The 22,158-nt window shown below is 60.5% G+C and carries 20 protein-coding genes; 10 read left to right on the top strand and 10 right to left on the bottom strand.

Annotation, left to right across the window (positions count from 1 at the left end; genetic code table 11):
• Nucleotides 1-63: 63 nt before the first annotated feature.
• The 3 genes from nadE to D8U82_RS20590 form a co-directional block, all read right to left on the bottom strand.
• Nucleotides 64-891, bottom strand: a complete 828-nt coding sequence (nadE, locus tag D8U82_RS20600; protein ID WP_016771924.1) for an ammonia-dependent NAD(+) synthetase — start codon at nucleotides 889-891, stop codon at nucleotides 64-66.
• Between the two features lie 4 nt (nucleotides 892-895).
• Nucleotides 896-2,119 carry a nicotinate phosphoribosyltransferase gene (pncB, locus tag D8U82_RS20595; RefSeq protein ID WP_042608959.1) on the bottom strand — a complete coding sequence of 408 codons (1,224 nt, stop codon included), beginning with the start codon at nucleotides 2,117-2,119 and terminating at the stop codon, nucleotides 896-898.
• A 214-nt stretch (nucleotides 2,120-2,333) separates the two neighbouring features.
• Nucleotides 2,334-3,233 carry a LysR family transcriptional regulator gene (locus D8U82_RS20590; protein WP_130902863.1) on the bottom strand — a complete coding sequence of 300 codons (900 nt, stop codon included), beginning with the start codon at nucleotides 3,231-3,233 and terminating at the stop codon, nucleotides 2,334-2,336.
• A gap of 164 nt (nucleotides 3,234-3,397) precedes the next feature.
• Here D8U82_RS20590 and D8U82_RS20585 point away from each other — a divergent pair, with 164 nt between their 5' ends.
• The 9 genes from D8U82_RS20585 to D8U82_RS20545 all read left to right on the top strand — a co-directional run bounded on the left by D8U82_RS20585 (nucleotide 3,398) and on the right by D8U82_RS20545 (nucleotide 14,403).
• Nucleotides 3,398-4,888 carry an aldehyde dehydrogenase family protein gene (locus tag D8U82_RS20585; RefSeq protein WP_130902862.1) on the top strand — a complete coding sequence of 497 codons (1,491 nt, stop codon included), beginning with the start codon at nucleotides 3,398-3,400 and terminating at the stop codon, nucleotides 4,886-4,888.
• 90 nt (nucleotides 4,889-4,978) lie between these two features.
• Nucleotides 4,979-6,262 carry an FAD-binding oxidoreductase gene (locus D8U82_RS20580; RefSeq protein WP_130902861.1) on the top strand — a complete coding sequence of 428 codons (1,284 nt, stop codon included), beginning with the start codon at nucleotides 4,979-4,981 and terminating at the stop codon, nucleotides 6,260-6,262.
• Between the two features lie 368 nt (nucleotides 6,263-6,630).
• Nucleotides 6,631-7,764 (top strand): ABC transporter substrate-binding protein, encoded by a 1,134-nt coding sequence (locus tag D8U82_RS20575; RefSeq protein ID WP_016771919.1) that lies wholly within the window; start codon nucleotides 6,631-6,633, stop codon nucleotides 7,762-7,764.
• Nucleotides 7,765-8,008: 244 nt separating this feature from the next.
• Complete coding sequence (locus tag D8U82_RS20570; protein WP_016771918.1) at nucleotides 8,009-8,923, top strand: branched-chain amino acid ABC transporter permease; 915 nt, start codon at nucleotides 8,009-8,011, stop codon at nucleotides 8,921-8,923.
• Nucleotides 8,924-8,926: 3 nt separating this feature from the next.
• A complete protein-coding gene (gene livM, locus D8U82_RS20565) occupies nucleotides 8,927-10,228 on the top strand; it encodes a high-affinity branched-chain amino acid ABC transporter permease LivM (RefSeq protein ID WP_016771917.1) in 1,302 nt (433 codons plus the stop codon).
• On the top strand, nucleotides 10,225-11,097 hold the full coding sequence (locus D8U82_RS20560; protein ID WP_016771916.1) for an ATP-binding cassette domain-containing protein: 873 nt from the start codon (nucleotides 10,225-10,227) through the stop codon (nucleotides 11,095-11,097). Before livM ends, D8U82_RS20560 begins: the two co-directional genes overlap by 4 nt.
• The gene (locus D8U82_RS20555; protein ID WP_016771915.1) at nucleotides 11,094-11,810 is read left to right on the top strand and encodes an ABC transporter ATP-binding protein; all 717 of its coding nucleotides are present in this window, start codon (nucleotides 11,094-11,096) and stop codon (nucleotides 11,808-11,810) included. Before D8U82_RS20560 ends, D8U82_RS20555 begins: the two co-directional genes overlap by 4 nt.
• A gap of 745 nt (nucleotides 11,811-12,555) precedes the next feature.
• Nucleotides 12,556-13,320: an SDR family oxidoreductase gene (locus D8U82_RS20550; protein WP_016771914.1), complete on the top strand. Its 765-nt coding sequence runs from the start codon at nucleotides 12,556-12,558 to the stop codon at nucleotides 13,318-13,320.
• A gap of 177 nt (nucleotides 13,321-13,497) precedes the next feature.
• A complete protein-coding gene (locus D8U82_RS20545) occupies nucleotides 13,498-14,403 on the top strand; it encodes a cation diffusion facilitator family transporter (RefSeq protein WP_130902860.1) in 906 nt (301 codons plus the stop codon).
• Nucleotides 14,404-14,467: 64 nt separating this feature from the next.
• On the opposite strand, the gene D8U82_RS20540 is transcribed toward D8U82_RS20545, so the two are convergent.
• From D8U82_RS20540 to D8U82_RS20510, 7 genes are all read right to left on the bottom strand, one after another.
• Nucleotides 14,468-15,601 carry an AGE family epimerase/isomerase gene (locus tag D8U82_RS20540; RefSeq protein ID WP_125926258.1) on the bottom strand — a complete coding sequence of 378 codons (1,134 nt, stop codon included), beginning with the start codon at nucleotides 15,599-15,601 and terminating at the stop codon, nucleotides 14,468-14,470.
• Nucleotides 15,602-15,780: 179 nt separating this feature from the next.
• A complete protein-coding gene (locus D8U82_RS20535) occupies nucleotides 15,781-16,353 on the bottom strand; it encodes a HupE/UreJ family protein (RefSeq protein WP_016771911.1) in 573 nt (190 codons plus the stop codon).
• A 27-nt stretch (nucleotides 16,354-16,380) separates the two neighbouring features.
• Entirely contained in the window at nucleotides 16,381-16,995 is a 615-nt protein-coding gene (gene ureG, locus D8U82_RS20530; RefSeq protein ID WP_016771910.1) for an urease accessory protein UreG, read from the bottom strand.
• A gap of 23 nt (nucleotides 16,996-17,018) precedes the next feature.
• Nucleotides 17,019-17,693, bottom strand: coding sequence for an urease accessory protein UreF (locus D8U82_RS20525; RefSeq protein ID WP_125926257.1), 675 nt, complete (start codon nucleotides 17,691-17,693; stop codon nucleotides 17,019-17,021).
• Complete coding sequence (gene ureE, locus D8U82_RS20520) at nucleotides 17,690-18,190, bottom strand: urease accessory protein UreE (RefSeq protein ID WP_122699778.1); 501 nt, start codon at nucleotides 18,188-18,190, stop codon at nucleotides 17,690-17,692. Before ureE ends, D8U82_RS20525 begins: the two co-directional genes overlap by 4 nt.
• A 298-nt stretch (nucleotides 18,191-18,488) precedes the next feature.
• Complete coding sequence (locus tag D8U82_RS20515; protein WP_016771906.1) at nucleotides 18,489-19,121, bottom strand: TetR family transcriptional regulator; 633 nt, start codon at nucleotides 19,119-19,121, stop codon at nucleotides 18,489-18,491.
• Between the two features lie 154 nt (nucleotides 19,122-19,275).
• Nucleotides 19,276-19,698 carry a hypothetical protein gene (locus D8U82_RS20510; RefSeq protein WP_016771905.1) on the bottom strand — a complete coding sequence of 141 codons (423 nt, stop codon included), beginning with the start codon at nucleotides 19,696-19,698 and terminating at the stop codon, nucleotides 19,276-19,278.
• A gap of 384 nt (nucleotides 19,699-20,082) precedes the next feature.
• Here D8U82_RS20510 and D8U82_RS20505 point away from each other — a divergent pair, with 384 nt between their 5' ends.
• Nucleotides 20,083-22,158: an AsmA family protein gene (locus tag D8U82_RS20505; protein WP_130902859.1), complete on the top strand. Its 2,076-nt coding sequence runs from the start codon at nucleotides 20,083-20,085 to the stop codon at nucleotides 22,156-22,158.

The raw sequence follows: 22,158 nt of genomic DNA, 5'->3' as shown, positions 1-22,158 counted from the left end.
ATGGCCAAAGAAAAAGCCCGCTGAGGCTCACTCCTCAGCGGGCTTTTTCATGCCTTTGAAAAATCAAGGCGCAAACGGCATGACCCGCTTGTGATGAGTCTTGTTGTACGTATCGACAATGATCTTCGCCGCCTCGTCACGCACCGTTTCCCCGTGCAGAAACGCATCGATCTCGGCATAGGTCACGCCATGCGCTGCTTCGTCCGGTTTGCCCGGCGAAAGATCTTCCAGGTCTGCCGTCGGCACTTTCTCGACCAGCGTCTCCGGCGCGCCAAAGCTGCGGGCAATCGCACGCACTTGATTTTTCACCAGGCCGCTGAGCGGGGCGAGGTCGCAGGCGCCATCGCCGAACTTGGTGAAGAAACCCATCACCGCTTCCGCCGCGTGGTCGGTGCCAATCACCAGACCGCCCGCCACCCCGGCAATCGTGTACTGCGCCACCATGCGCATCCGCGCCTTGGTATTGCCCAGCACGAAGTCGACCGACGCCGCCGGTTTGCCTTCGAACGCCGACACCTGAGCTGCCAGCGCCTTGACCGCCGGGCCGATGTTCACGGTGTGGATTTCGTCAGGGGCGATGCAGTCGAGCGAGGCCTTGGCGTCGTGCTCGTCAAACTGGGTTTCGTAGGGCAGGCGCACGGCGATGAATTTGTAGCGGTCGTCGCCGGTTTTTTCGCGCAGTTCACGCACCGCGCGCTGGGCCAGGAGGCCGGCGGTCAGTGAATCGACGCCGCCGCTGATGCCCAGCACCAGGGTCTTGAGCCCGGAATTGACCAGACAATCCTGAATGAACGTCAGGCGCCGGGCGACTTCGGCCTGCAGGGCCTGGTCGTCGGCGAACGGTGGTTGCACCTTGAGCTGCTCAGCAATCTCACGCTGTACGGCTTGCATGAATTCACTCCTTGCTAGATAGACTGGATTCGGCAGGAACCTGAAACACATGTCGCAAATAGGCGACGAAATTCGGATCTTTGCAGTGGGTCTTGCCAGGCTCGTCGGAGATCTTCGCCACCGGCTGGCCGTTGCAGGCGGTCATTTTAAGCACGATGCTCATCGGTTCGACACCCGGGATATCGCAGGTGAGGTTGGTACCGATGCCGAAGCTCACATTGATGCGACCGTGCAGCGCGCGGAAAATCTCCAGCGATTTGGGCAGGGTCAGACTGTCGGAAAACACCAGGGTCTTGCTCATCGGGTCGATGCCGAGCTTGTGATAGTGCGCGATGCACTTTTCACCCCACGCCACCGGGTCCCCGGAATCGTGGCGCAGGCCATCGAAGAGTTTGGCGAAGAACAGATCGAAATCGCCAAGAAACGCATCGGTGGTGATGCAATCGGTGAGGGCAATGCCGAGCAGGCCACGGTACTCGCGAACCCAGCAATCGAGCGCGGCGATCTGGCTGTCGATCAGGCGCGGGCCGAGTTGCTGATGGGCCATGATCCACTCGTGGGCCATGGTGCCCAGCGGTTTCATGTCCAGCTCGCGGGACAGATGTACGTTGCTGGTACCGACGAAACGCCCGGGGAAATCATGCTTGAGCACGTTGACCACTTCGGCCTGCACGCCAAAGGAAAAGCGTCGACGCGTGCCGAAATCGGCAACCTGCAATTGCGACAGCTCATCGGCCGAGGCATTGGCGGTCAGCCAGTCGAACTTGCGATACAGCTGTTCGCGTGCCTGCTCCAGCGAAGTCTCCCGGTAGCGATAGCGATTGCGCACTTCGCTGACGATCGCCAGCAGCGGCACTTCGTAGAGGATCACATGCAGCCATGGCCCGCGCAGACGGATGAACAGTTCTCCGTTCTCGATGCCGGTATGCAAGTAACGCAGGTTGAAGCGGAACAGACCCAGGAAACGCAGGAAGTCCGGTTTCAGGAAGGTGATGCGCTCGAGAAAACTCAACTGATCGGCACTCAGGCTCAGCTCGGCCAGTCGCTCGATCTGATGACGGATCTCGGCCAGATACGGGCGCAGATCCTCAGCGTTGCGGCAGCGGAACTCCCATTCGACTTCGACGTTCGGGTAGTTGTGCAGCACCGCCTGCATCATCGTCAGCTTGTAGAAGTCGGTGTCGAGCAGGTTCTGCACGATGCGATCGGCAAACACACTCTCGCTCATAAACGGGTCTCCAGTTGCGCCGCGCCTGGCGCGGTCTATATCGATGGCGCTAGTGGCGCATATCGGCGGTGGGGATTGCCAGCATTTTTTCAGAGCGCCGCAGATCCACTGTGGGAGCGAGCCTGCTCGCGAATGCGGTGTGTCAGTTAAAGATGATGTGGCTGACCCGACGCTTTCGCGAGGAGGCTCGCTCCCACAGGGATCCCGGTTGACCTCACAGCGGGCTATCGATTTGTTCAAGCATCCATTTCACAAAATCCCGCACCTTCGGCACTTCCGCCGCGTGCTCCGGGTAGGCCAGGTAATAGGCATCGCTGCTGGGCATCGCATGCTGCCAGGGAATGACCAGTTTGCCTTCGGCCAATTCCTCTTCCACCAGAAACCGTGGCAGCAGCGCCACGCCACAACCGACCTGGGCGGCGCGGATGCACATGTAAAAGGTTTCGAAACGCGGCCCGTGGTAGCTGTGTTCGGTGTGGTAGCCCTGACTGTCGAACCAGTCGTGCCAGGCCTGCGGTCGCGAGGCATTTTGCAGCAGCACCAGGTCGGTGAGTTGCGTCGGGTCAGTGAATGGCGTGTCCGGCAGGCTGCCCGGGGCGCAGACCGGCACCAGTTGTTCGCCGAACAATTTCAGGCATTCGGTGCCCGGCCGCGATGCCTGGCCGAAATAGAAGGCCAGATCGCTGCGCCCCTGTAACAGATCATCGGCTTCCTGCTCGTTGCACAGGTCCAGATGAATCGACGGATGGCGCAGGCGCCAGCCTTTCAGGCGCGGCACCAGCCAACGGGCGCCGAAGGTCGACGGGGTGGAAACGCGCAGGACTTCGGTTTCGCCGCCGTAGGAACGCAGGTAATGCGTCGACATCTCCACTTGGCTGAGGATTTTTCTGACCTCGACCAGATACAAATCCCCGGCCGGCGTCATCTGCAAGCGCCGACGCACGCGGCGGAACAGCAAGTGCTGCAACAGTTCTTCAAGCTGCGCGACCTGTTTGCTCACCGCACTCTGGGTCAGGTTCAGCTCTTCGGCGGCGCGGGTAAAACTCAGGTGCCGGGTCACGGCCTCGAAGCATTGCAGCGCGGTGATCGAGGGCAAGTGGCGTTTGTTCAGCATGGCCAGTCCTTTTTCTTGTCTTTCGCTAGGCAGCATGAATAAACGGAATGATATCTGGCGTAAAGGTCGTTTGTTGCATCGCCGCAGTGAGGCTACAACTAAAGGCCTGCCCGGCCATGCAAAGGATGGCCGCACACATTCTGTTTTTGCTTGAGGAGAGACCGATGGTAGCCGCATTGCTTGATCGTCTGGGAGTCAACCCGACCCTGTACCAGAACGGCAAAGTGCCGGTGCATTCGCCCATCGATGGCAGCGTAATTGCCTCGGTGAACTGGGAAGGCGCTGCCGAAGTCGAGCAGCACATCAGTCGCGCAGATCATGCATTCGAGCATTGGCGCAAGGTGCCGGCGCCGCGTCGCGGCGAACTGGTGCGCCAGTTCGGCGAAGTGTTGCGCGAGTACAAGGCCGACCTTGGCGAGCTGGTATCGTGGGAGGCCGGCAAGATCACTCAGGAAGGTCTGGGTGAAGTGCAGGAGATGATCGACATCTGCGACTTCGCCGTCGGCCTGTCGCGCCAGCTGTACGGTCTGACCATCGCCTCCGAGCGCCCGGGCCACCACATGCGCGAAACCTGGCATCCGCTTGGCGTGGTCGGGGTGATCAGCGCGTTCAACTTCCCGGTCGCAGTGTGGGCGTGGAACTCCACCCTGGCGCTGGTCTGCGGCAACCCGGTGGTGTGGAAGCCGTCGGAGAAAACTCCGCTGACCGCGCTGGCCTGTCAGGCGCTGTTCGATCGCGTAGTGAAAAATTTCAGTGATGCCCCACCGAGCCTGTGCCAGGTGGTGATCGGCGGTCGCGATGCCGGCGAAGCGCTGGTCGATGATCCGCGTGTCGCGCTGATCAGCGCCACCGGCAGCACGCGCATGGGCCGCGAAGTGGCGCCGAAAGTCGCCGCGCGTTTCGCCCGCAGCATTCTTGAGCTGGGCGGCAACAACGCGATGATCCTCGGCCCGAGCGCCGATCTGGACATGGCAGTGCGCGCGATTCTGTTCAGTGCCGTCGGCACCGCCGGGCAACGCTGCACGACTTTGCGCCGTCTGATCGCCCATGAATCGGTCAAGGAAGAAATCGTCACTCGCCTCAAGGCTGCCTATTCGAAAGTACGCATCGGCCATCCGCTGGAAGGCAATCTGGTCGGCCCGCTGATCGACAAGCACAGCTTCGAAAACATGCAGGATGCACTGGAACAGGCGCTGAGCGAAGGCGGCCGGGTGTTCGGTGGCAAGCGCCAACTGGAAGAGCAGTTCCCCAATGCTTATTACGTGTCGCCGGCCATCGTGGAAATGCCCGAGCAGAGCGACGTGGTCTGCAGCGAAACCTTCGCGCCGATTCTCTACGTGGTCGGCTACAGCGATTTCGAGGAAGCGCTGCGCCTGAACAACGCCGTGCCGCAAGGCCTGTCATCGTGCATCTTCACCACCGACGTGCGTGAGGCCGAGCGGTTCATGTCGGCGGTCGGCAGCGACTGCGGCATCGCCAACGTCAACATCGGCCCGAGCGGTGCGGAAATCGGCGGTGCATTTGGTGGCGAGAAAGAGACCGGCGGCGGCCGTGAATCCGGCTCCGATGCCTGGCGCGCGTACATGCGCCGGCAGACCAACACCGTCAACTACTCGCTGGAATTGCCTTTGGCGCAGGGCATTACATTCGATTAAGCAGCTACAAGCTTCAAGCTACAAGCGTCAAGCAGACCGGCTTGCAGCTTGTAGCTTGTGGCTTGCAGCTGCTCCGACAGGAGCTTGGCAATGCTGTTACGCGAAGAATGTCTGTGGGAAACGCTCACGCCACAACGCCCGGATAACACCGCGCTCAGGGGCGAGGTCAAGGTCGATGTCTGCGTGATCGGCGCCGGGTTCACCGGGTTGTCGGCGGCGCTGCATCTGTTGGAAAAAGGTAAAAGCGTCTGCGTGCTGGAAGCGCATCGCGCAGGGCACGGTGGCTCCGGACGCAATGTCGGGCTGGTCAACGCCGGCATGTGGATTCCTCCGGACGAGATCGAAGCCGGGTTCGGCGAGGCGGTCGGCAGTCAGCTCAACCGCATGCTCGGTGCGGCGCCGGCGCTGGTGTTCAGCCTTGTGGATAAATACGCCATCGATTGCCAGTTGCGCCGCGAAGGCACTTTGCACATGGCGCATAACGCCAAGGGCGAGGCGGATCTGCGCAGTCGCGAGCAGCAATGGAAACGTCGTGGCGCGCCGGTCGAACTGCTGACCGGCAAGGCCTGCGAGCAAGCCACCGGCACGCAGAAAATCGCCGCCGCGTTGCTTGACCGCCGCGCCGGCACGCTCAATCCGATGGCCTATGTCACCGGGCTGGCCAATGCCGTGCGCGGGCTCGGCGGGCAGATGTTCGATCATTCGCCGGTGACTCGCCTCGAGCGCATCGGGCAGAACTGGTCGGTGCAAACCGCCCAAGGTTCGGTACTCGCTGAACAAGTGGTCATCGCCTCCAATGCCTATACCGAAGGCGACTGGACCGAGCTCAAGCGCAATTTCTTTCCCGGTTATTACTACCAGGTCGCCTCGGTGCCACTTACCGAAGACGCTGCGCAAGAAATTCTCCCGGGCGGGCAGGGCTCGTGGGACACCCGTCAGGTATTGAGCAGCATCCGTCGCGACAAGGACGGGCGCCTGTTGCTTGGCAGCCTCGGCAATGGCAATCAGAAACCGACCTGGTTTCTCAAGGCCTGGGCTGATCGGGTGCAGCAGCATTACTTCCCCAATCTGAAGCCGGTCGAGTGGGAATGCACCTGGACCGGGCGCATTGCCTTTACCCCTGATCACCTGATGCGGCTGTTCGAGCCCGCGCCCGGACTGGTAGCCGTCACCGGTTATAACGGTCGCGGCGTCACCACCGGCACGGTGGTCGGCAAAGCCTTCGCCGATTACCTGTGCAACGGCGATCCGCAGGCACTGCCGATTCCCTTCGCACCGATGCAGCCTCTGGCCGGAGTGGGCTTGCGCAGTTGCCTGTACGAGGCCGGGTTTTCCCTGTATCACGCGGGCCAGTGCCTGCGCATCGTCATTTGAGTGTTGAAATTTGTTGCCGCAAGCGGCGCTTTTGCATCCAGCGACTAGCCTGTAATGGTGCGGGTTGTAGCAGTCCCGCACCAGCAGTGTGCAGTTCGGTGACGCGGGCTGTTACAGGCTGGTTGCACGTCGTTTGCCGCTGCGGTTGCAATGATGGCGCGTGCGGGTTGCGCCTGAAAAAACAAATGGTTTCACCTTCCGCGGTTTAGACGGTTGCACGCCCAATGAAAATGGGACCGAAACAGTCGAAATAACAACAACGCAGCGACTTTTTGAAGAATAAAAAACCGATGGCACGGGCCTTGCTCTGAGCTTTGAGTGAAGTGAAGTCGCAGTGCCAACTAAAAAAAACCTTGGAGCACCACCTCATGTCCCAGACGTTTTACAAGAAAGGCTTTCTGGCCCTCGCAGTCGCTACTGCGCTGGGTGTTTCTGCGTTTGCTCAAGCTGATATCAAGATCGGTGTAGCGGGTCCTATGACCGGTGCCAACGCGGCATTCGGCGAGCAGTACATGAAGGGTGCACAGGCGGCGGCCGATGCGGTCAACGCGGCGGGCGGCGTCAACGGGGAAAAAATCGTCCTGGTCAAAGGCGATGACGCCTGCGAACCGAAGCAGGCAGTGACGGTCGCCAAGGACCTCACCAATCAGAAAGTCGCCGGCGTGGTCGGGCACTTCTGCTCCTCGTCGACCATTCCAGCCTCGGAAATCTACGACGAAGCCGGCATCATCGCGATCACCCCGGGCTCGACCAACCCGCAAGTTACCGAACGCGGCCTCAGCGCCATGTTCCGTATGTGCGGACGTGACGACCAGCAAGGCATCGTTGCCGGCGACTACATCGTCGACATGCTCAAGGGCAAGAAAGTCGTTGTGCTGCACGACAAGGACACCTACGGCCAAGGCCTGGCGGACGCCACCAAGGCTCAGCTGGAAAAACGCGGCGTCAAGCCTGTGCTGTACGAAGGCCTGACCCGTGGCGAGAAAGACTTCAGCACCATCGTCACCAAGATCCGTGGCGCCGGCGCCGATGTCGTCTATTTCGGCGGCCTGCATCCGGAAGCCGGTCCATTGGTTCGCCAGCTGCGCGAGCAGGGTCTGAAAGACGTCAAGTTCATGTCCGATGACGGCATCGTGACCGACGAGCTGGTGACCACCGCTGGCGGCCCGCAATTCACCGACGGCGTGCTGATGACCTTCGGCGCCGACCCGCGCCTGTTGCCTGAAAGCAAGACCGTAGTGGACGCGTTCCGCAAGGCCGGCACCGAGCCTGAAGGCTACACCCTGTACGCCTACGCCTCGGTTCAGACCCTGGCGGCAGCGTTCAATGGCGCCAAGTCCAACAAGGGTGAAGAGGCTGCGGCCTGGCTGAAGAAAAATCCGGTGAAAACCGTGATGGGCGAAAAAACCTGGGACTCCAAGGGCGACCTGAAAGTCTCCGACTACGTGGTTTACCAGTGGGACAAGGACGGCAAATACCACCAGCTGGAAAAGCAGAAGTAAGGGGTGAAGCGATCACTCGGCTCACTTGAAACCCTGTGGGAGCGAGCCTGCTCGCGAAGACGCACTGACAAACAACCTCTGCGTTGAATGTTCAACCGCTTTCGCGAGCAGGCTCGCTCCCACAAAGGGGTTCCGTGTGGTCAGGGCTGATCACGCTCCGACATTGCTCCGACGTACATCTGTATTTTTCCTAGAAGAACCGCGCACCCTTGGTGCGCAGGTTCTCACTGCGTGAGATTGCGTTATGGATGGTATTTTCCTGCAGCAACTGGTCAATGGCCTGACCCTCGGGTCGGTCTATGGCCTGATCGCCATCGGCTACACAATGGTCTACGGCATCATCGGCATGATCAACTTCGCCCACGGCGAGGTTTACATGATTTCCGCTTACCTGGCGGCAATCAGTCTGGCTCTGCTGGCTTACTTCGGTATCGAATCCTTCCCGCTGCTGATGCTCGGCACGCTGATCTTCACCATCGTCGTCACGGCGGTGTATGGCTGGGTCATCGAGCGTGTTGCCTACAAACCCCTGCGTAACTCGACCCGCCTGGCGCCGCTGATCAGCGCTATCGGTATTTCGCTGATTCTGCAGAACTACGCACAGATCGCTCAGGGCGCCAAACAACAGGGCGTGCCTACGCTGCTGACCGGTGCCTGGCGTGTTGAAGTCGGTACCGGCTTCGTACAACTGACCTACACCAAAGTCTTCATCCTGATCGCCGCGTTTGTCGGCATGGGGCTGCTGACCTACGTCATCAAATACACCAAGCTCGGCCGCATGTGCCGTGCGACCCAGCAAGACCGCAAGATGGCCTCGATCCTGGGGATCAACACCGACCGGGTGATTTCCTATGTGTTCATCATCGGTGCAGCCATGGCCGCACTGGCCGGTGTGCTGATCACCATGAACTACGGCACGTTCGACTTCTATGCCGGCTTCATCATCGGCATCAAGGCGTTCACCGCAGCGGTTCTGGGCGGCATCGGTTCACTGCCCGGCGCGATGCTCGGCGGGATCATCCTTGGCATCTCCGAGTCGCTGTTCTCCGGTCTGGTCAACTCCGACTACAAAGACGTGTTCAGTTTCTCGCTGCTCGTCCTCGTACTGGTCTTCCGGCCGCAGGGCCTGTTGGGCCGTCCTCTTGTGTCGAAGGTGTAAGCGATGTCTGCAACCACTGAAAAATCCATCGATATCAAAAAAAGTCTGGTCGAGGCGATTCTTGCCGGCCTGATTGCGCTGATCGTGTTCGGGCCGATTGTCGGCGTGGTTCTCGACGGCTACAGCTTCAACCTCGAGGCGACTCGCGTGGCGTGGATCATTGCCATCGTCATGGCCGGTCGCTTTGCCCTCAGCCTGTTCCTGCAAACCCCCAAGGGCCTGAAGATCCTCGACGGGTTCGAGAGCAGCGGTTCCGGCGTGCACGTGCTGCCGGCGGACTACAAATCGCGGCTGCGCTGGATCATCCCGCTGATTATCGTGCTGGCGATCATCGTGCCGTTTGTTTCCAACTCCTACCTGCTCGGCGTGGTCATCCTCGGGTTGATCTACGTGCTGCTGGGGCTGGGGCTGAACATCGTGGTCGGTCTGGCCGGGCTGCTCGATCTCGGTTACGTGGCGTTCTACGCCATCGGTGCCTACGGTCTGGCTTTGGGTTATCAATATCTGGGTCTGGGTTTCTGGACCGTGCTGCCGCTGGCGGCAATCACCGCAGGCCTGGCCGGCTGCATTCTCGGTTTTCCGGTGTTGCGTCTGCACGGTGACTATCTGGCGATCGTGACCCTGGGTTTTGGTGAAATCATTCGTCTGGTGCTGAACAACTGGCTGTCCCTGACCGGCGGCCCGAACGGCATGCCGGCGCCATTGCCGACGTTCTTCGGCCTGGAGTTCGGCAAGCGGGCGAAGGATGGCGGAGTACCGTTCCATGAGTTCTTCGGTCTGACCTACAACCCCGACGTGAAGTATTACTTCATCTACGCAGTGCTGTTCCTGGTGGTGCTGGCGGTGTTGTACGTCAAGCATCGGCTGGTGAAGATGCCGGTCGGTCGCGCCTGGGAAGCCCTGCGTGAAGATGAAATCGCCTGCCGCTCGATGGGCCTCAACCACGTGCTGGTCAAGCTCTCGGCGTTCACCATCGGTGCGTCGACGGCGGGTCTGGCCGGGGTGTTCTTCGCCACTTATCAAGGCTTCGTCAACCCGACCTCGTTCACCTTCTTCGAATCGGCGCTGATCCTCGCCATCGTCGTGCTCGGCGGCATGGGCTCGACCATTGGCGTAGTCATCGCCGCATTCGTGCTCACCGTCGCTCCGGAACTGCTGCGCGGCTTCGCTGAATACCGCGTGCTGCTGTTCGGCATCCTGATGGTGTTGATGATGATCTGGCGACCACGCGGGCTGATCCGCATCAGCCGCACCGGGGTCAAACCACGCAAAGGTGCCATTCACTACGAGAGGACTGCGCCATGAGTGAAGTCGTACTCTCTGTTGAAAAACTCATGATGCATTTCGGTGGCATCAAGGCGTTGAGCGATGTCAGCCTGAAGGTCAAACGCAATTCGATCTTCGCCCTGATCGGACCCAATGGTGCCGGCAAGACCACGGTGTTCAACTGCCTGACCGGTTTCTACAAGGCCACGGGCGGCAAGATCGAACTCAACGTGCGCGGCCAGCAGACCAACGTCATCCAGTTGCTGGGCGAGTCGTTCAAACCGACCGATTTCGTCTCGCCGAAATCCTTCCTCAGCCGCATGTACTACAAGATGTTCGGCGGTACTCACCTGGTGAACCGTGCAGGTCTTGCCCGTACGTTCCAGAACATTCGCCTGTTCAAGGAAATGTCGGTGCTGGAAAACCTGCTGGTGGCGCAGCACATGTGGGTCAACCGCAACATGCTCGCCGGTATTCTCAATACCAAGGGCTATCGCAAGGCCGAGAGCGATGCGCTGGATGTCGCGTTCTACTGGCTCGAAGTGGTCGATCTGGTGGACTGCGCCAACCGTCTCGCCGGTGAACTCTCGTACGGCCAACAACGCCGTCTGGAGATCGCTCGGGCCATGTGCACGCGGCCGCAGATCATCTGCCTCGACGAACCGGCCGCCGGCCTCAACCCTCAGGAAACCGAAGCGCTCAGCGCGATGATCCGGCTGCTGCGCGACGAGCATGATCTGACCGTGGTGCTGATCGAACACGACATGGGCATGGTCATGAGCATTTCCGATCACATCGTGGTTCTCGACCACGGCATCGTCATCGCCGAAGGCGGGCCGGAAGCGATCCGCAACGATCCGAAAGTGATCGCGGCCTATCTGGGCGCCGACGAAGAGGAGCTGGTATGAGTCAACCGATCCTCGAACTGCGCAATCTGGACGTGTTCTACGGCCCGATCCAGGCGCTCAAAGGCGTTTCACTGCAAATCAACGAAGGCGAGACCGTCAGCCTGATCGGCTCCAACGGTGCCGGCAAGTCGACCTTGCTGATGTCGATCTTCGGCCAGCCACGGGCGGCGGGCGGGCAGATTCTCTATCAGGGCGTCGACATCACGCAGAAGTCCTCGCACTACATCGCCTCCAACGGCATCGCGCAGTCACCGGAAGGGCGGCGGGTTTTCCCCGACATGACCGTCGAGGAAAACCTGCTGATGGGTACCATCCCGATTGGCGACAAGTACGCCAAAGAGGACATGCAGCGCATGTTCGAGCTGTTTCCACGGCTTGAAGAACGGCGCAATCAGCGGGCGATGACCATGTCTGGCGGTGAACAGCAGATGCTCGCCATCGCGCGTGCGCTGATGAGCCGGCCGAAGCTGTTGCTGCTCGATGAACCGAGCCTGGGCCTGGCACCGATCGTGGTGAAGCAGATTTTTGCCACTCTGCGCGAGTTGGCCAAAACCGGCATGACCATCTTTCTGGTCGAGCAGAACGCCAACCATGCGCTGAAGCTGTCGGACCGGGCGTATGTGATGGTCAACGGCGAGATTCGCCTGACCGGCACCGGTAAAGAACTGTTGGTGAACGAGGAGGTGCGTAACGCCTATCTTGGCGGGCACTGATTCTTCTCGCGGTTGTACACAGCCCCGGCGACGAAAGTCCCGGGGCTTTTTTATTTTTTGGAATTCACCACAGGTAAATTGGCTAATTCCCGAAATTGTGGAAAACAAATTCCCCAAGCTGCCAAAGCGCGACATATAGACGCTGCAAATGGCTGTTTTTCCACAGTTTTGACTTGTCCCCGGTTACTGTGGAACTGGCTGTGAATAACATGGGTGTATATGGTTGCAGGCCTTGTAATACGTGGCCTCCAGGCTTGTGATTGTTTTTTGATCAGTCAGTTTCAAGCAGGCGCGAGGCGCCATTGTCAACCTTTTTATAGCGAATCCAGGTCGGGTACTGTTGTGTGTAAAAGCCTGTGGATAAGTCTGTGACTAAACTCTGGAAAGACCTCGCGGAGCGCCGTAATTGCTGGCCTCGCGCAATCACCCGGTTGCACCGTCCGTCGTGCAAAATGCCCTGTGCCGCACATCCCCCGCCTCACGGTCAAGCAAAAAACTTTCCATTTCGCCCGCAAAGCCTTGTGTGGCGCGGCTTTGCGCGTTTGCACTTGCCCCCGGAAACTGTGGAGCAGACTGTGGATAACATGCGTGCACATGGCTACAGGCCACGCTGGCTATGGCCTAGGCAGGTCTGGTTGATTTTTGTACAGCTGGCAAGTGTTGCCCGTATCCGCGAGGGCGGGCATGCTGCCTGCTGATTTTCTATTCCAAGGGCTGCCGTGGCGGCCGAAGCAAGGAGAACACGATGTCCGACACCCTGTTTATCACCGGCGCGACGTCCGGTTTTGGTGAAGCCTGTGCCCGGCGTTTTGCCGAGGCTGGCTGGAAGCTGGTCCTGACCGGCCGTCGTGAAGAACGCCTCAATGCCCTCTGCGCAGAACTGTCGAAGCAGACCGAAGTGCATGGTCTGGTCCTCGATGTGCGCGATCGCAAGGCGATGGAGGAGGCAATCGCCAACCTGCCGCCGTCGTTTGCCAAACTCCGTGGCCTGATCAACAACGCTGGCCTGGCGCTCGGCGTCGACCCGGCGCCGAAGTGCGATCTGGATGACTGGGACACCATGGTCGACACCAACGTCAAAGGCCTGATGTACGCCACCCGCCTGCTGCTGCCTCGGCTGATCGCCCACGGCCGTGGCGCCGGTATCGTCAACCTCGGTTCCATCGCCGGCAACTATCCGTACCCGGGCAGCCACGTGTACGGCGCGAGCAAAGCCTTCGTCAAACAGTTCTCGCTGAACCTGCGTTGCGACCTGCAGGGCACTGGCGTGCGGGTCAGCAATATCGAGCCCGGCTTGTGCGAAAGCGAGTTCTCGCTGGTGCGTTTTGCCGGTGATCAGGAACGCTACAACGCCACCTACGCCGGCGCCGAGCCGATCCAGCCGCAGGACATCGCCGAGACGATTTTCTGGGTGATGAACACCCCGGCGCACATCAACATCAACAGCCTGGAACTGATGCCGGTGAGCCAGACCTGGGCCGGGTTTGCCATCGAGCGTAACAAGGCTTGATACCGCGCTGAGGCCATTCGCGAGCAGGCTTGCTCCCACAGGAGAATGCATTTCAAACTGTGGGAGCGAGCCTGCTCGCGAAAAGGCCGGCACAGGCAAAACAGGACGATAAGCTAAACTCCGCACTCAACCAGCCCACTGCATTCGGCGGTGTGCAAGGTTTCATGAGGAGTTCAAGTGAGTAACCGAGGTGAGCAGGCACTGCTCAAACAGTCGACGCTGCTGATGCTGGCGGTGTCGATTGCCGGGATCGTCACCGGTTTTGTTTCAGGTTCGCAATCCATCCTGTTCGATGGCTTTTTTTCGCTGATCGCGACATTCATCAAAATCCTGATGCTGATCACCGCCCGGCTGATCGCCAAGCAAAGCAATCAGCGTTTCCAGTTCGGCTTCTGGCATCTGGAACCGATGGTGTTGCTGATCGAGGGCAGCTTCCTGCTGTTGATCGCCATCTACGCCTTTCTCAACGGCGTGTTCGGCATCATCAATGGTGGTCGTGATATCGAGTTGGGTCTGGTGATCGTCTATGCGGCGGTGTTTACCGTCGTCGAGTTCGCCTACTTCTTTTACGTGCGCCGGCGTAATCGCACGCTCAAATCCAGCCTCATCCAGTTCGACAACATCAGTTGGCTGGTGGACGCGATGCTGTCTGTGGGCCTGTTGATCAGTTTCCTCGCGGCGCTGCTGCTCAAGTCTCAGGGCTATGGCGAGTGGGCGGTGTATGTCGACCCACTGATCCTCATCGTGCTGGCCCTGACCATGCTGCCCCCGGCGTTGAAGATCCTCGGCCCGGCGTTGCGTGATGTGCTGGGTATTGCCCCGGACACTCTGGATGAGCAGGTCAGGCAGGTCATGGAGGTGGCGAAGGTCAAGCATGGTTTCGAGGATTACGTGTCCTACGTGCAAAAGCACGGTCGGGCGCGGTTCATCGAAATTCATGTGGTGTTGCCGGCGGAGTATCCGCTGCGCAATGTCGCGCAGCTGGACGCGCTACGTGAGCAGATATCGGCGCAGTTGGGTGAACCGGATGCGGCGAGGTGGCTGACGATCAGCTTCACCGGGGACAAGAAGTGGATTGCCTGATCTGACCCGGATGTCTGCTGAGAACACAGTAACCCTCTAGCCCCAAAATCCTGCTTTGCACAGGTCAACGCAGATATTCAGCCAAACCGTGATAGCAAGTCGCCAAATGATAAGGCGTAGTCGAAGGCATGTCCTTGCGGCTGACCTCCCCATTTTCATCCCGACACTCATGCCAGCCGCCGGCATGCAGAAACCGCTGCTGCAACGCCTGCAACTGGCGCAGTACTACCGCTTCGCTGTCCGCCCGCAAGGTCAGCGCGCGCAGGTATTCGGCCTGAGCCCAGATGCGCTGGGTCGAATCCCTCGGCCGTCCATTGCCATCCAGATCGAGCATCGCCCGCACCGCGCCGCAGGACTCCAGCACGCCGTACTGCTCGGTAAAGGCAAATGCCCGATCCAGCGCCCGATGCAGTTTCGAATCGCGCAACAACGCCGACGATTCGAGCAGGAAATACCATTCGAACTGGTGCCCCGGTTCGTACCAGTTATCCACAGCCCCCAGTGGCTTCTCCATCAATACGCCATATTGCGGATCGACGAATTGCTTGTGCATGGCTGTGCATAACTCAAGCAGGGCCTTCTGCGTCTGCGGGTCTTCGCGCACCGTCAGAGTGGCGAGGAAGGCTTCGGCCAAGTGCATCAGTGGATTTTGCAGTGGGCCGGTTTGCAGGGTGAGCCAATCACGCTCAAGGCAGGCTTCGTACAAACCGTCGCCGGTGGCGAATCGGCGGCCGATGATTTCCAGCGCGGCGTTGAGTGTCGATTCGGCCAGCGAATCCCGGGACTTGTCCCAATAATGCGCGCAGGCAAAGAGGATGAAGGCGTGGGTGTAGAGATCCTTGCGCTGGTCCAGCGGCTTGCCCTGTGCGTCGATGCTGTAAAACCAGCCGCCGTGCTCGGCATCATGGAAGTGCCGTTGCAGGGAACGGAACAGCGCGGCGGCGCGGACTTCGGCGTTATCCACAACCCCGATCAGGCTGGAGAACAGATACAGCTGCCGTGCGCAGGCCATCGCCCGATAGCGTTGCGCTGGCAACGGCTGGTGTGTAGCGTCCAGCGCCTCATAGGGCAACGCCATGTCGGCATTCCAGCCCGGGCCTTGCCACAGCGGCACGATCACGTCGAGGAAGTGCTGCTGCACTTGGCCAAACAGGGCGGTCAATTCGGGCAGGGCGGTGGAGCGGGAAGCGTGGGGCATGGGCGGGCGTCACGGGCTTGGGCGATTGCGCGACATGGTAGCAGAGAGCACCGCTTGAGAGAGGCGGTGTCTGTCAGGCCGTCTTCGCGAGCAGGCTCACTCCCACAGTGGATTTGCAGCGTACACAAAACCTGTGGGAGCGAGCCTGCTCGCGAAGAGGCCAGTGCAGGCGCTAAAAATCAGCCTGCCAACAACCAGACGCCAGTCGCCGCCGAAGCCGCACCCGCCAACCGCACCAGCGGCGCCGCTGCCTGCGGAAGAACTCGCACCACGCCATAACCGAGCGCATGCAAAACCGCTGTCGCCGCGACAAACCCGGCCGCATACGCCCACGGACTGCTCATGTCCGGCAACTCCAGCCCATGCGCCACGCCATGGAACAGCGCAAACAGCGCCGTCGCGGCCACCGCCATCACCAGTGGCGGACGTACCGCCAGTGCCACGGCCAGGCCCAGCGCCAATACCGAGGCGGCTATCCCGCTCTCCAGCGCCGGCAACTCCAGCCCTTCAAAACCGAGCAAACCTCCGAGCAACATGGTGCCGACAAAAGTGCACGGCAGCGCCCAGCGCGCCGCGCCTTGTTGCTGCGCCGCCCACAAACCGACGGCGAGCATTGCCAGCAAGTGGTCGAGCCCGCCGATCGGGTGGCTGATGCCCGCGACGAGGCCACTGTCGCCATGGCCCGGGTGAGCGAACGCCAGTGCCGGTGTCAGCAGCAACGCCAGAGCGCCAAGAATGCGTTTGAGTGTCATGGATAAGCTTCCTTGTGGATAAGTGGATCAGGCGGCGGTCAGCAGGCCCTGACGTTCGATGAAGGCGATGATTTCTTCGAGGCCCTGACCGGTTTTCTGGTTGCTGAACACGAACGGCTTGCCGTTGCGCATGCGTTTCGTGTCGCTGTCCATCATTTCCAGCGAGGCGCCCACCAGTGGCGCGAGGTCGATCTTGTTGATCACCAGCAGGTCGGACTTGCAGATCCCCGGGCCGCCCTTGCGCGGCAGCTTGTCGCCGGCGGAGACGTCGATCACGTAGATGGTCAGGTCGGACAGCTCCGGGCTGAAGGTCGCCGAGAGGTTGTCGCCGCCGGACTCCACCAGAATCAGATCCAGCCCGGGAAAACGACGGTTCAGTTGATCGACCGCTTCGAGGTTGATCGAGGCGTCTTCACGGATCGCCGTGTGCGGGCAGCCGCCGGTTTCCACGCCGATGATCCGCTCCGGCGCGAGGGCTTCGTTGCGCACCAGGAAATCGGCGTCTTCGCGGGTGTAGATGTCGTTGGTGACCACGGCGAGGTTGTAACGCTCGCGCAGGGCCAGGCACAGGGCCAGGGTCAGCGCGGTCTTGCCGGAACCGACCGGGCCGCCGATGCCGACGCGCAGAGGTTGTGTATCCATTTCATTCTCCAAAATAAACAGCCCTAAGAGCGGAAGAGACGGCTGTACTGGCGCTCGTGGGCCATGCACGCCAGGGACAGGCCAAACGCGGCGCTGCCGATATGTTCGGGATTTATGCGGGTTGCATCGTGCTGCGCCTGTTGCAGCAGCGGCAGCAGTTCGCTGGTCAGGCGCTGGGCGGCTTGCTGGCCCAACGGCAGGGTTTTCATCAACACGGCGAGCTGGTTTTCCAGCCAGCTCCACAGCCACGCGGCAAGAGCGTCCTGCGGGCTGATGCTCCAGGCGCGTGCTGCCAGCGCCCAGCACAAGGCCAGGTGCGGTTCTGTGGTCTGGTCAAGAAAGTCGCGGGCAGGCTCGTCGAGTTCCGGCAAGCCGTTCAACAACTGCTGCAAGGAGTAACCCATCTGCCGGCTCTCCAGATGCAACTCGCGGGTTTCGCGACTGGCGCGGTGGCTCTCGCAGAGTTGTCGTAGCTCGGCCCAGTTTTCATCTGCTGCGGCTTGGCAATGCGCCAACAGCAGCGGCGCTTCGAAGCGGGCGAGATTGAGCAGCAGTTGATCGCTGATCCAGCGGCGGGCGGCGTCAGGGTTGTGGACCCGGCCGTTATCCACCGCCATTTCCAGACCCTGGGAATAGCTGTAGCCGCCAATCGGCAATTGCGGACTGGCCAGACGCAGCAGCGCCCAGGCCGGATTCACAGGCGCACGCCGAACTGGTGGAGTTTCGGCGCGTAGTTGAAGTCTTCATCGCCGTGGCGGGAGTGATGATGGCCGCCGCCGTAAGCGCCGTGTTCCGGCTGGAACGGCGCTTCGATAGCCTCGACCCGGGCGCCGAGCTGTTCGAGCATCGCTTTGAGCACGTAATCGTCGAGCAGGCGCAGCCAGCCATCGCCGACTTGCAGGGCGACATGGCGGTTGCCGAGGTGATAGGCCGCGCGCGTCAGTTCGAACGCATTGGCGCACGTGACGTGGAGCAGTTGTTCGGGACGGGCGCAGACGCGCACGACACGGCCGTCTTCGGCCTGCAGACATTCGCCGTCATACAGCGGTGGCTGGCCGCGCTCCAAAAACAACCCGACGTCTTCGCCTTCGGCACTGAAACAGCGCAAACGGCTTTTGCTGCGCGCTTCGAAGGTCAGGTGCAGCTCGGCGGCCCAGGCGGGTTGAGGGTCGATTCTGCGATGAATCACCAGCATCGGAAAGCTTCCAGCAATGAACGTTGATTGGGCTAGAGCAAGCGCCGCGCCAATCGGGCGATCTGTAGGAAATAGCTGTCGGCGCGTGCCTGATCTTTCAACAGGCGCGGCGATTCTGGAAGGTTTTGGTGCATGAAGGATTTGTCATGCACCAAAGCGAGGCCATGACGGATGTTCAATGTGGGAGCGAGCCTGCTCGCGAATGCGCCGTGTCAGACAGATGTATTCAGCTGACTCAGCGCTTTCGCGAGCAGGCTCGCTCCCACGGGGCTTTGCGCTGTGTCAGATAGAGAAGGGATTACTCGGTACTGCCCAGCCCTTGCCAGTGCTTGAGGCCGATGAAGATGAAGCGCAGTTGCTGGGTGATCTTCGCCTGCGGGGTCAGGTGCTCCGGCAAGGCCTCGGCGGGTGGGTCGATGATGTCGGGGAGGGTGGCGAACACCGATTTGACGATCAGGTCGGCCATCACGCTGAGGCCGGCCAGATCCAGATGTTGCAGCTTGGGCATCAGCGCCAGGTCCGCCGCGAGGTCGGCGCTGATGTTCTCCCGCAGGCGTCCGATTGCCTGGCGCACCGGCAGCGAGCCGCCGTATTGTTCGCGGGCGAGAAACAGGAATTGCGAGCGGTTGGCGTTGACCACATCAAGGAAGATGCGCACCGAAGCGTCGATGATGCCGCCCATGACGAATTCATTGTGCCGCACCAGGCGGATGGTCTCGCGGAAGGTCTGGCCGACTTCACTGACCAGCACCAGCCCCAACTCGTCCATATCGGCGAAGTGCCGGTAGAAACCGGTGGGCACGATGCCGGCGGTCTTGCTCACTTCGCGCAGGCTCAGGCTGCCGAATCCTCGGCCGCTTTCCATCAGGTGGCGGGCAGCGTCCATCAGGGCGTTGCGGGTCTGTTGTTTCTGTTCGGCGCGGGGCAGCATCGCAGGGTGTGTTCTTCGGCAGGACAAGCGCCGCACTCTAGCAAATCGGCTTTGTCGGCGTCGAACGGGGAGTCATGCAGCGAGGGATTCACAGAAGCTGAAAAGTCAAAAGCCCAATCCGCTGATTGGGCTTTTTCGCTGGGCCGTCATAGGCTCAGCTCACGGCGCTGTTGCGTTCGATCACACGGTCACCACCACCTTCGGCGAGGGCTTGACCTTGTGGAGTCTTGTCGTAGCCGTCTTCCACCAGGCCTTTTTCTTCGAGACGATTGCGGCCGTTTTCGGCTACAGCCTGGCCTTGTGGCGTCTTGTCATAGCCATCTTCAACCAGACCTTTTTCTTGGAGGCGGTTGCGACCGTTTTCAGCCAGAGTCTGACCTTGTGGGGTTTTGTCATAGCCGTCTTCAGCCAGAGTCTGGCCTTGTGGGGTTTTGTCGTAGCCGTCTTCAGCCAGAGTCTGGCTGAACACCGAGTGGCTGTCTTTGACTTGCGGAGTGGCCTGATCAGCAGCGGGCAGGGCGAAAGCAGTGCTGGCTAGCATCGACAGGGTAAGGCTGAGCAGTAATTGGCGTTTCATGATAGTGGCTCCTTGGGAGGGCGATAAAGTGGGTACGAGGGCAATGCTACTCTCGATAAGTCGATATAAAAGTTCATAAACGCAATGGTAATAATCAACAGAATTGATTGTTCGGCGCGAAGGCTCTAGATCGCGCCTTTGCGGGCGACGGTTTTGCACCGTCGTGGGTATTTTCGACTCACTCGTGCCTCGCAAAAGTGCGGGTGGCGGTAACACTGCTCGACCGATCGGTCAGTTTTGCCAAGCTTTTTATGGCTTAAACTGCCTTTCAATTAAACCTGCGGGCCTTTCGCCAGTCACAGACTGCATAGGGGCCGCTTCGGTCTGCCGTTTCAGCTGTGCGTCGGGATGTTCGGCGTGCGGTCGTGATCAGGAGCTTTGTGCATGACGCGCACTGGAAAAATCTTCAGCTGGACCTTCGCCATCCTCGCGCTGCTGCTGGCAGCCTTGATTCTGATCATCGCGTTTTTCGACTGGAACCGGATCAAACCCACGATCAACGCCAAAGTTTCGGAAGAACTGCACCGGGCGTTTGCCATCAATGGCAACCTCGCAGTGATCTGGCAGCGCGAGCCGGAAGAAGGCGGCTGGCGCTCTTGGGTGCCTTGGCCGCACGTGGTCGCCGAGGATCTGAGCCTGGGCAACCCGGACTGGTCGAAGCAGCCGCAGATGGTCACGCTCAAACGCGTCGAGCTGCGCATTTCGCCGCTGGCCCTGCTGGCCCAGCGCGTGGTGATTCCGCGCATCGACCTGACCGAGCCGAATGCCGAACTGCAACGTCTGGCCGATGGCCGCGCCAATTGGACGTTCAAATTCGATCCCAAGGACCCGAACGCCGAGCCGTCGAGCTGGGTGGTCGATATCGGCGCGATCGGCTTCGACAAGGGCCACGTGACCCTCGACGACCAGACCCTGAAGACCAACCTTGATGTGCTGATCGACCCGCTCGGCAAGCCGATTCCCTTCAGCGAGATCGTTGGCGACAAAGCGGCGAAAACCGCTCAGGACAAGGGCGGCGCACCGCAGGACTATGCCTTTGCGCTCAAGGTCAAAGGCCAGTATCACGGGCAGAACCTCACCGGGCAGGGCAAGATCGGCGGGTTGCTGGCCTTGCAGGACGCGAGCAAGCCGTTCCCGTTGCAGGCCCAGGCGAAGATCGGCGATACCCGTATCGAACTGGCCGGTACCCTGACTGACCCGCTGAATCTCGGCGCCCTCGACCTGCGCTTGAAACTCGCTGGCGACAGTCTCGGCAATCTCTACCCGCTGACCGGCGTGACGCTGCCGGACACCCCACCGTATTCCACCGACGGCCACCTGATCGCCAGGCTGCATGACGAGGCCGGGGCGACATTCACTTATGAAAAATTCAACGGCAAGATCGGCGACAGCGATATTCACGGCGACTTGACCTACGTGGCCAGCCAGCCACGGCCGAAACTCACGGGTGCGTTGCTCTCCAATCAGCTGCTGTTCGCCGACCTTGCACCGTTGATCGGCGCTGATTCCAACACCGAGCAAAAGGCCCGTGGCGGCGCGAGCAAGCAGCCGGCAGACAAAGTCCTGCCGGTCGAAGAATTCAAAACCGATCGCTGGCGTGCCATGGACGCCGATGTCGAGTTCACCGGCAAGCGCATCGTCCACAGCGAGAAGCTGCCGTTCAACGACCTCTATACCCATCTGAAACTCAACGACGGCGAACTCAGCCTGGAACCGCTGCGCTTTGGCGTCGCCGGCGGCACCCTGGATGCGCTGATCCGCCTCAATGGCCGCACCGAGCCGCTGGAAGGCCGGGCGCGTTTGACCGCACGCAAATTCAAACTCAAAGAGCTGTTCCCGACCTTCGAGCCGATGAAAACCAGTTTCGGTGAGCTCAATGGCGATGCCGACATCAGTGGCCGGGGCAACTCCGTGGCCAAGCTGCTCGGTGGCGCCAACGGCAATCTGAAGATGCTGATCAACGACGGTGCGATCAGCCGCGAGCTGATGGAACTGGCCGGGCTCAACGTCGGCAACTACGTGGTCGGCAAGATCTTTGGCGACAAGGAAGTGAAGATCAATTGCGCGGCGGCGGACTTCGACATCAAGACCGGCCTGGCCACGACACGGCTGTTTGTCTTCGATACCGAGAACGCAATCATCTACATCGATGGCACGGCGAACATGGCCACCGAGCAACTCGATCTGACCGTGACCCCTGAGTCGAAAGGCTGGCGTCTGATCTCCCTGCGCTCGCCGCTGTATGTGCGCGGCAAGTTCATCAAACCGGATGCCGGCGTCAAAGCCGTACCGTTGATGCTGCGTGGGGCGGGGATGGTTGCATTGGGCGTGATTGCCGCACCGGCGGCGGGGTTGCTGGCGCTGGTGGCGCCGAGCGGTGGCGAACCGAATCAATGTGCGCCGTTGCTGGAACAGATGAAGCAGGGCAAGGCGCCGGTGACCGTTAAACCCAGCAAGTAA

This window comes from Pseudomonas sp. Sample_23, assembly GCF_004307595.1.
Taxonomy (GTDB): Bacteria; Pseudomonadota; Gammaproteobacteria; order Pseudomonadales; family Pseudomonadaceae; genus Aquipseudomonas; species Aquipseudomonas atacamensis.
This window is presented reverse-complemented; position numbering and strand designations above follow the sequence as displayed.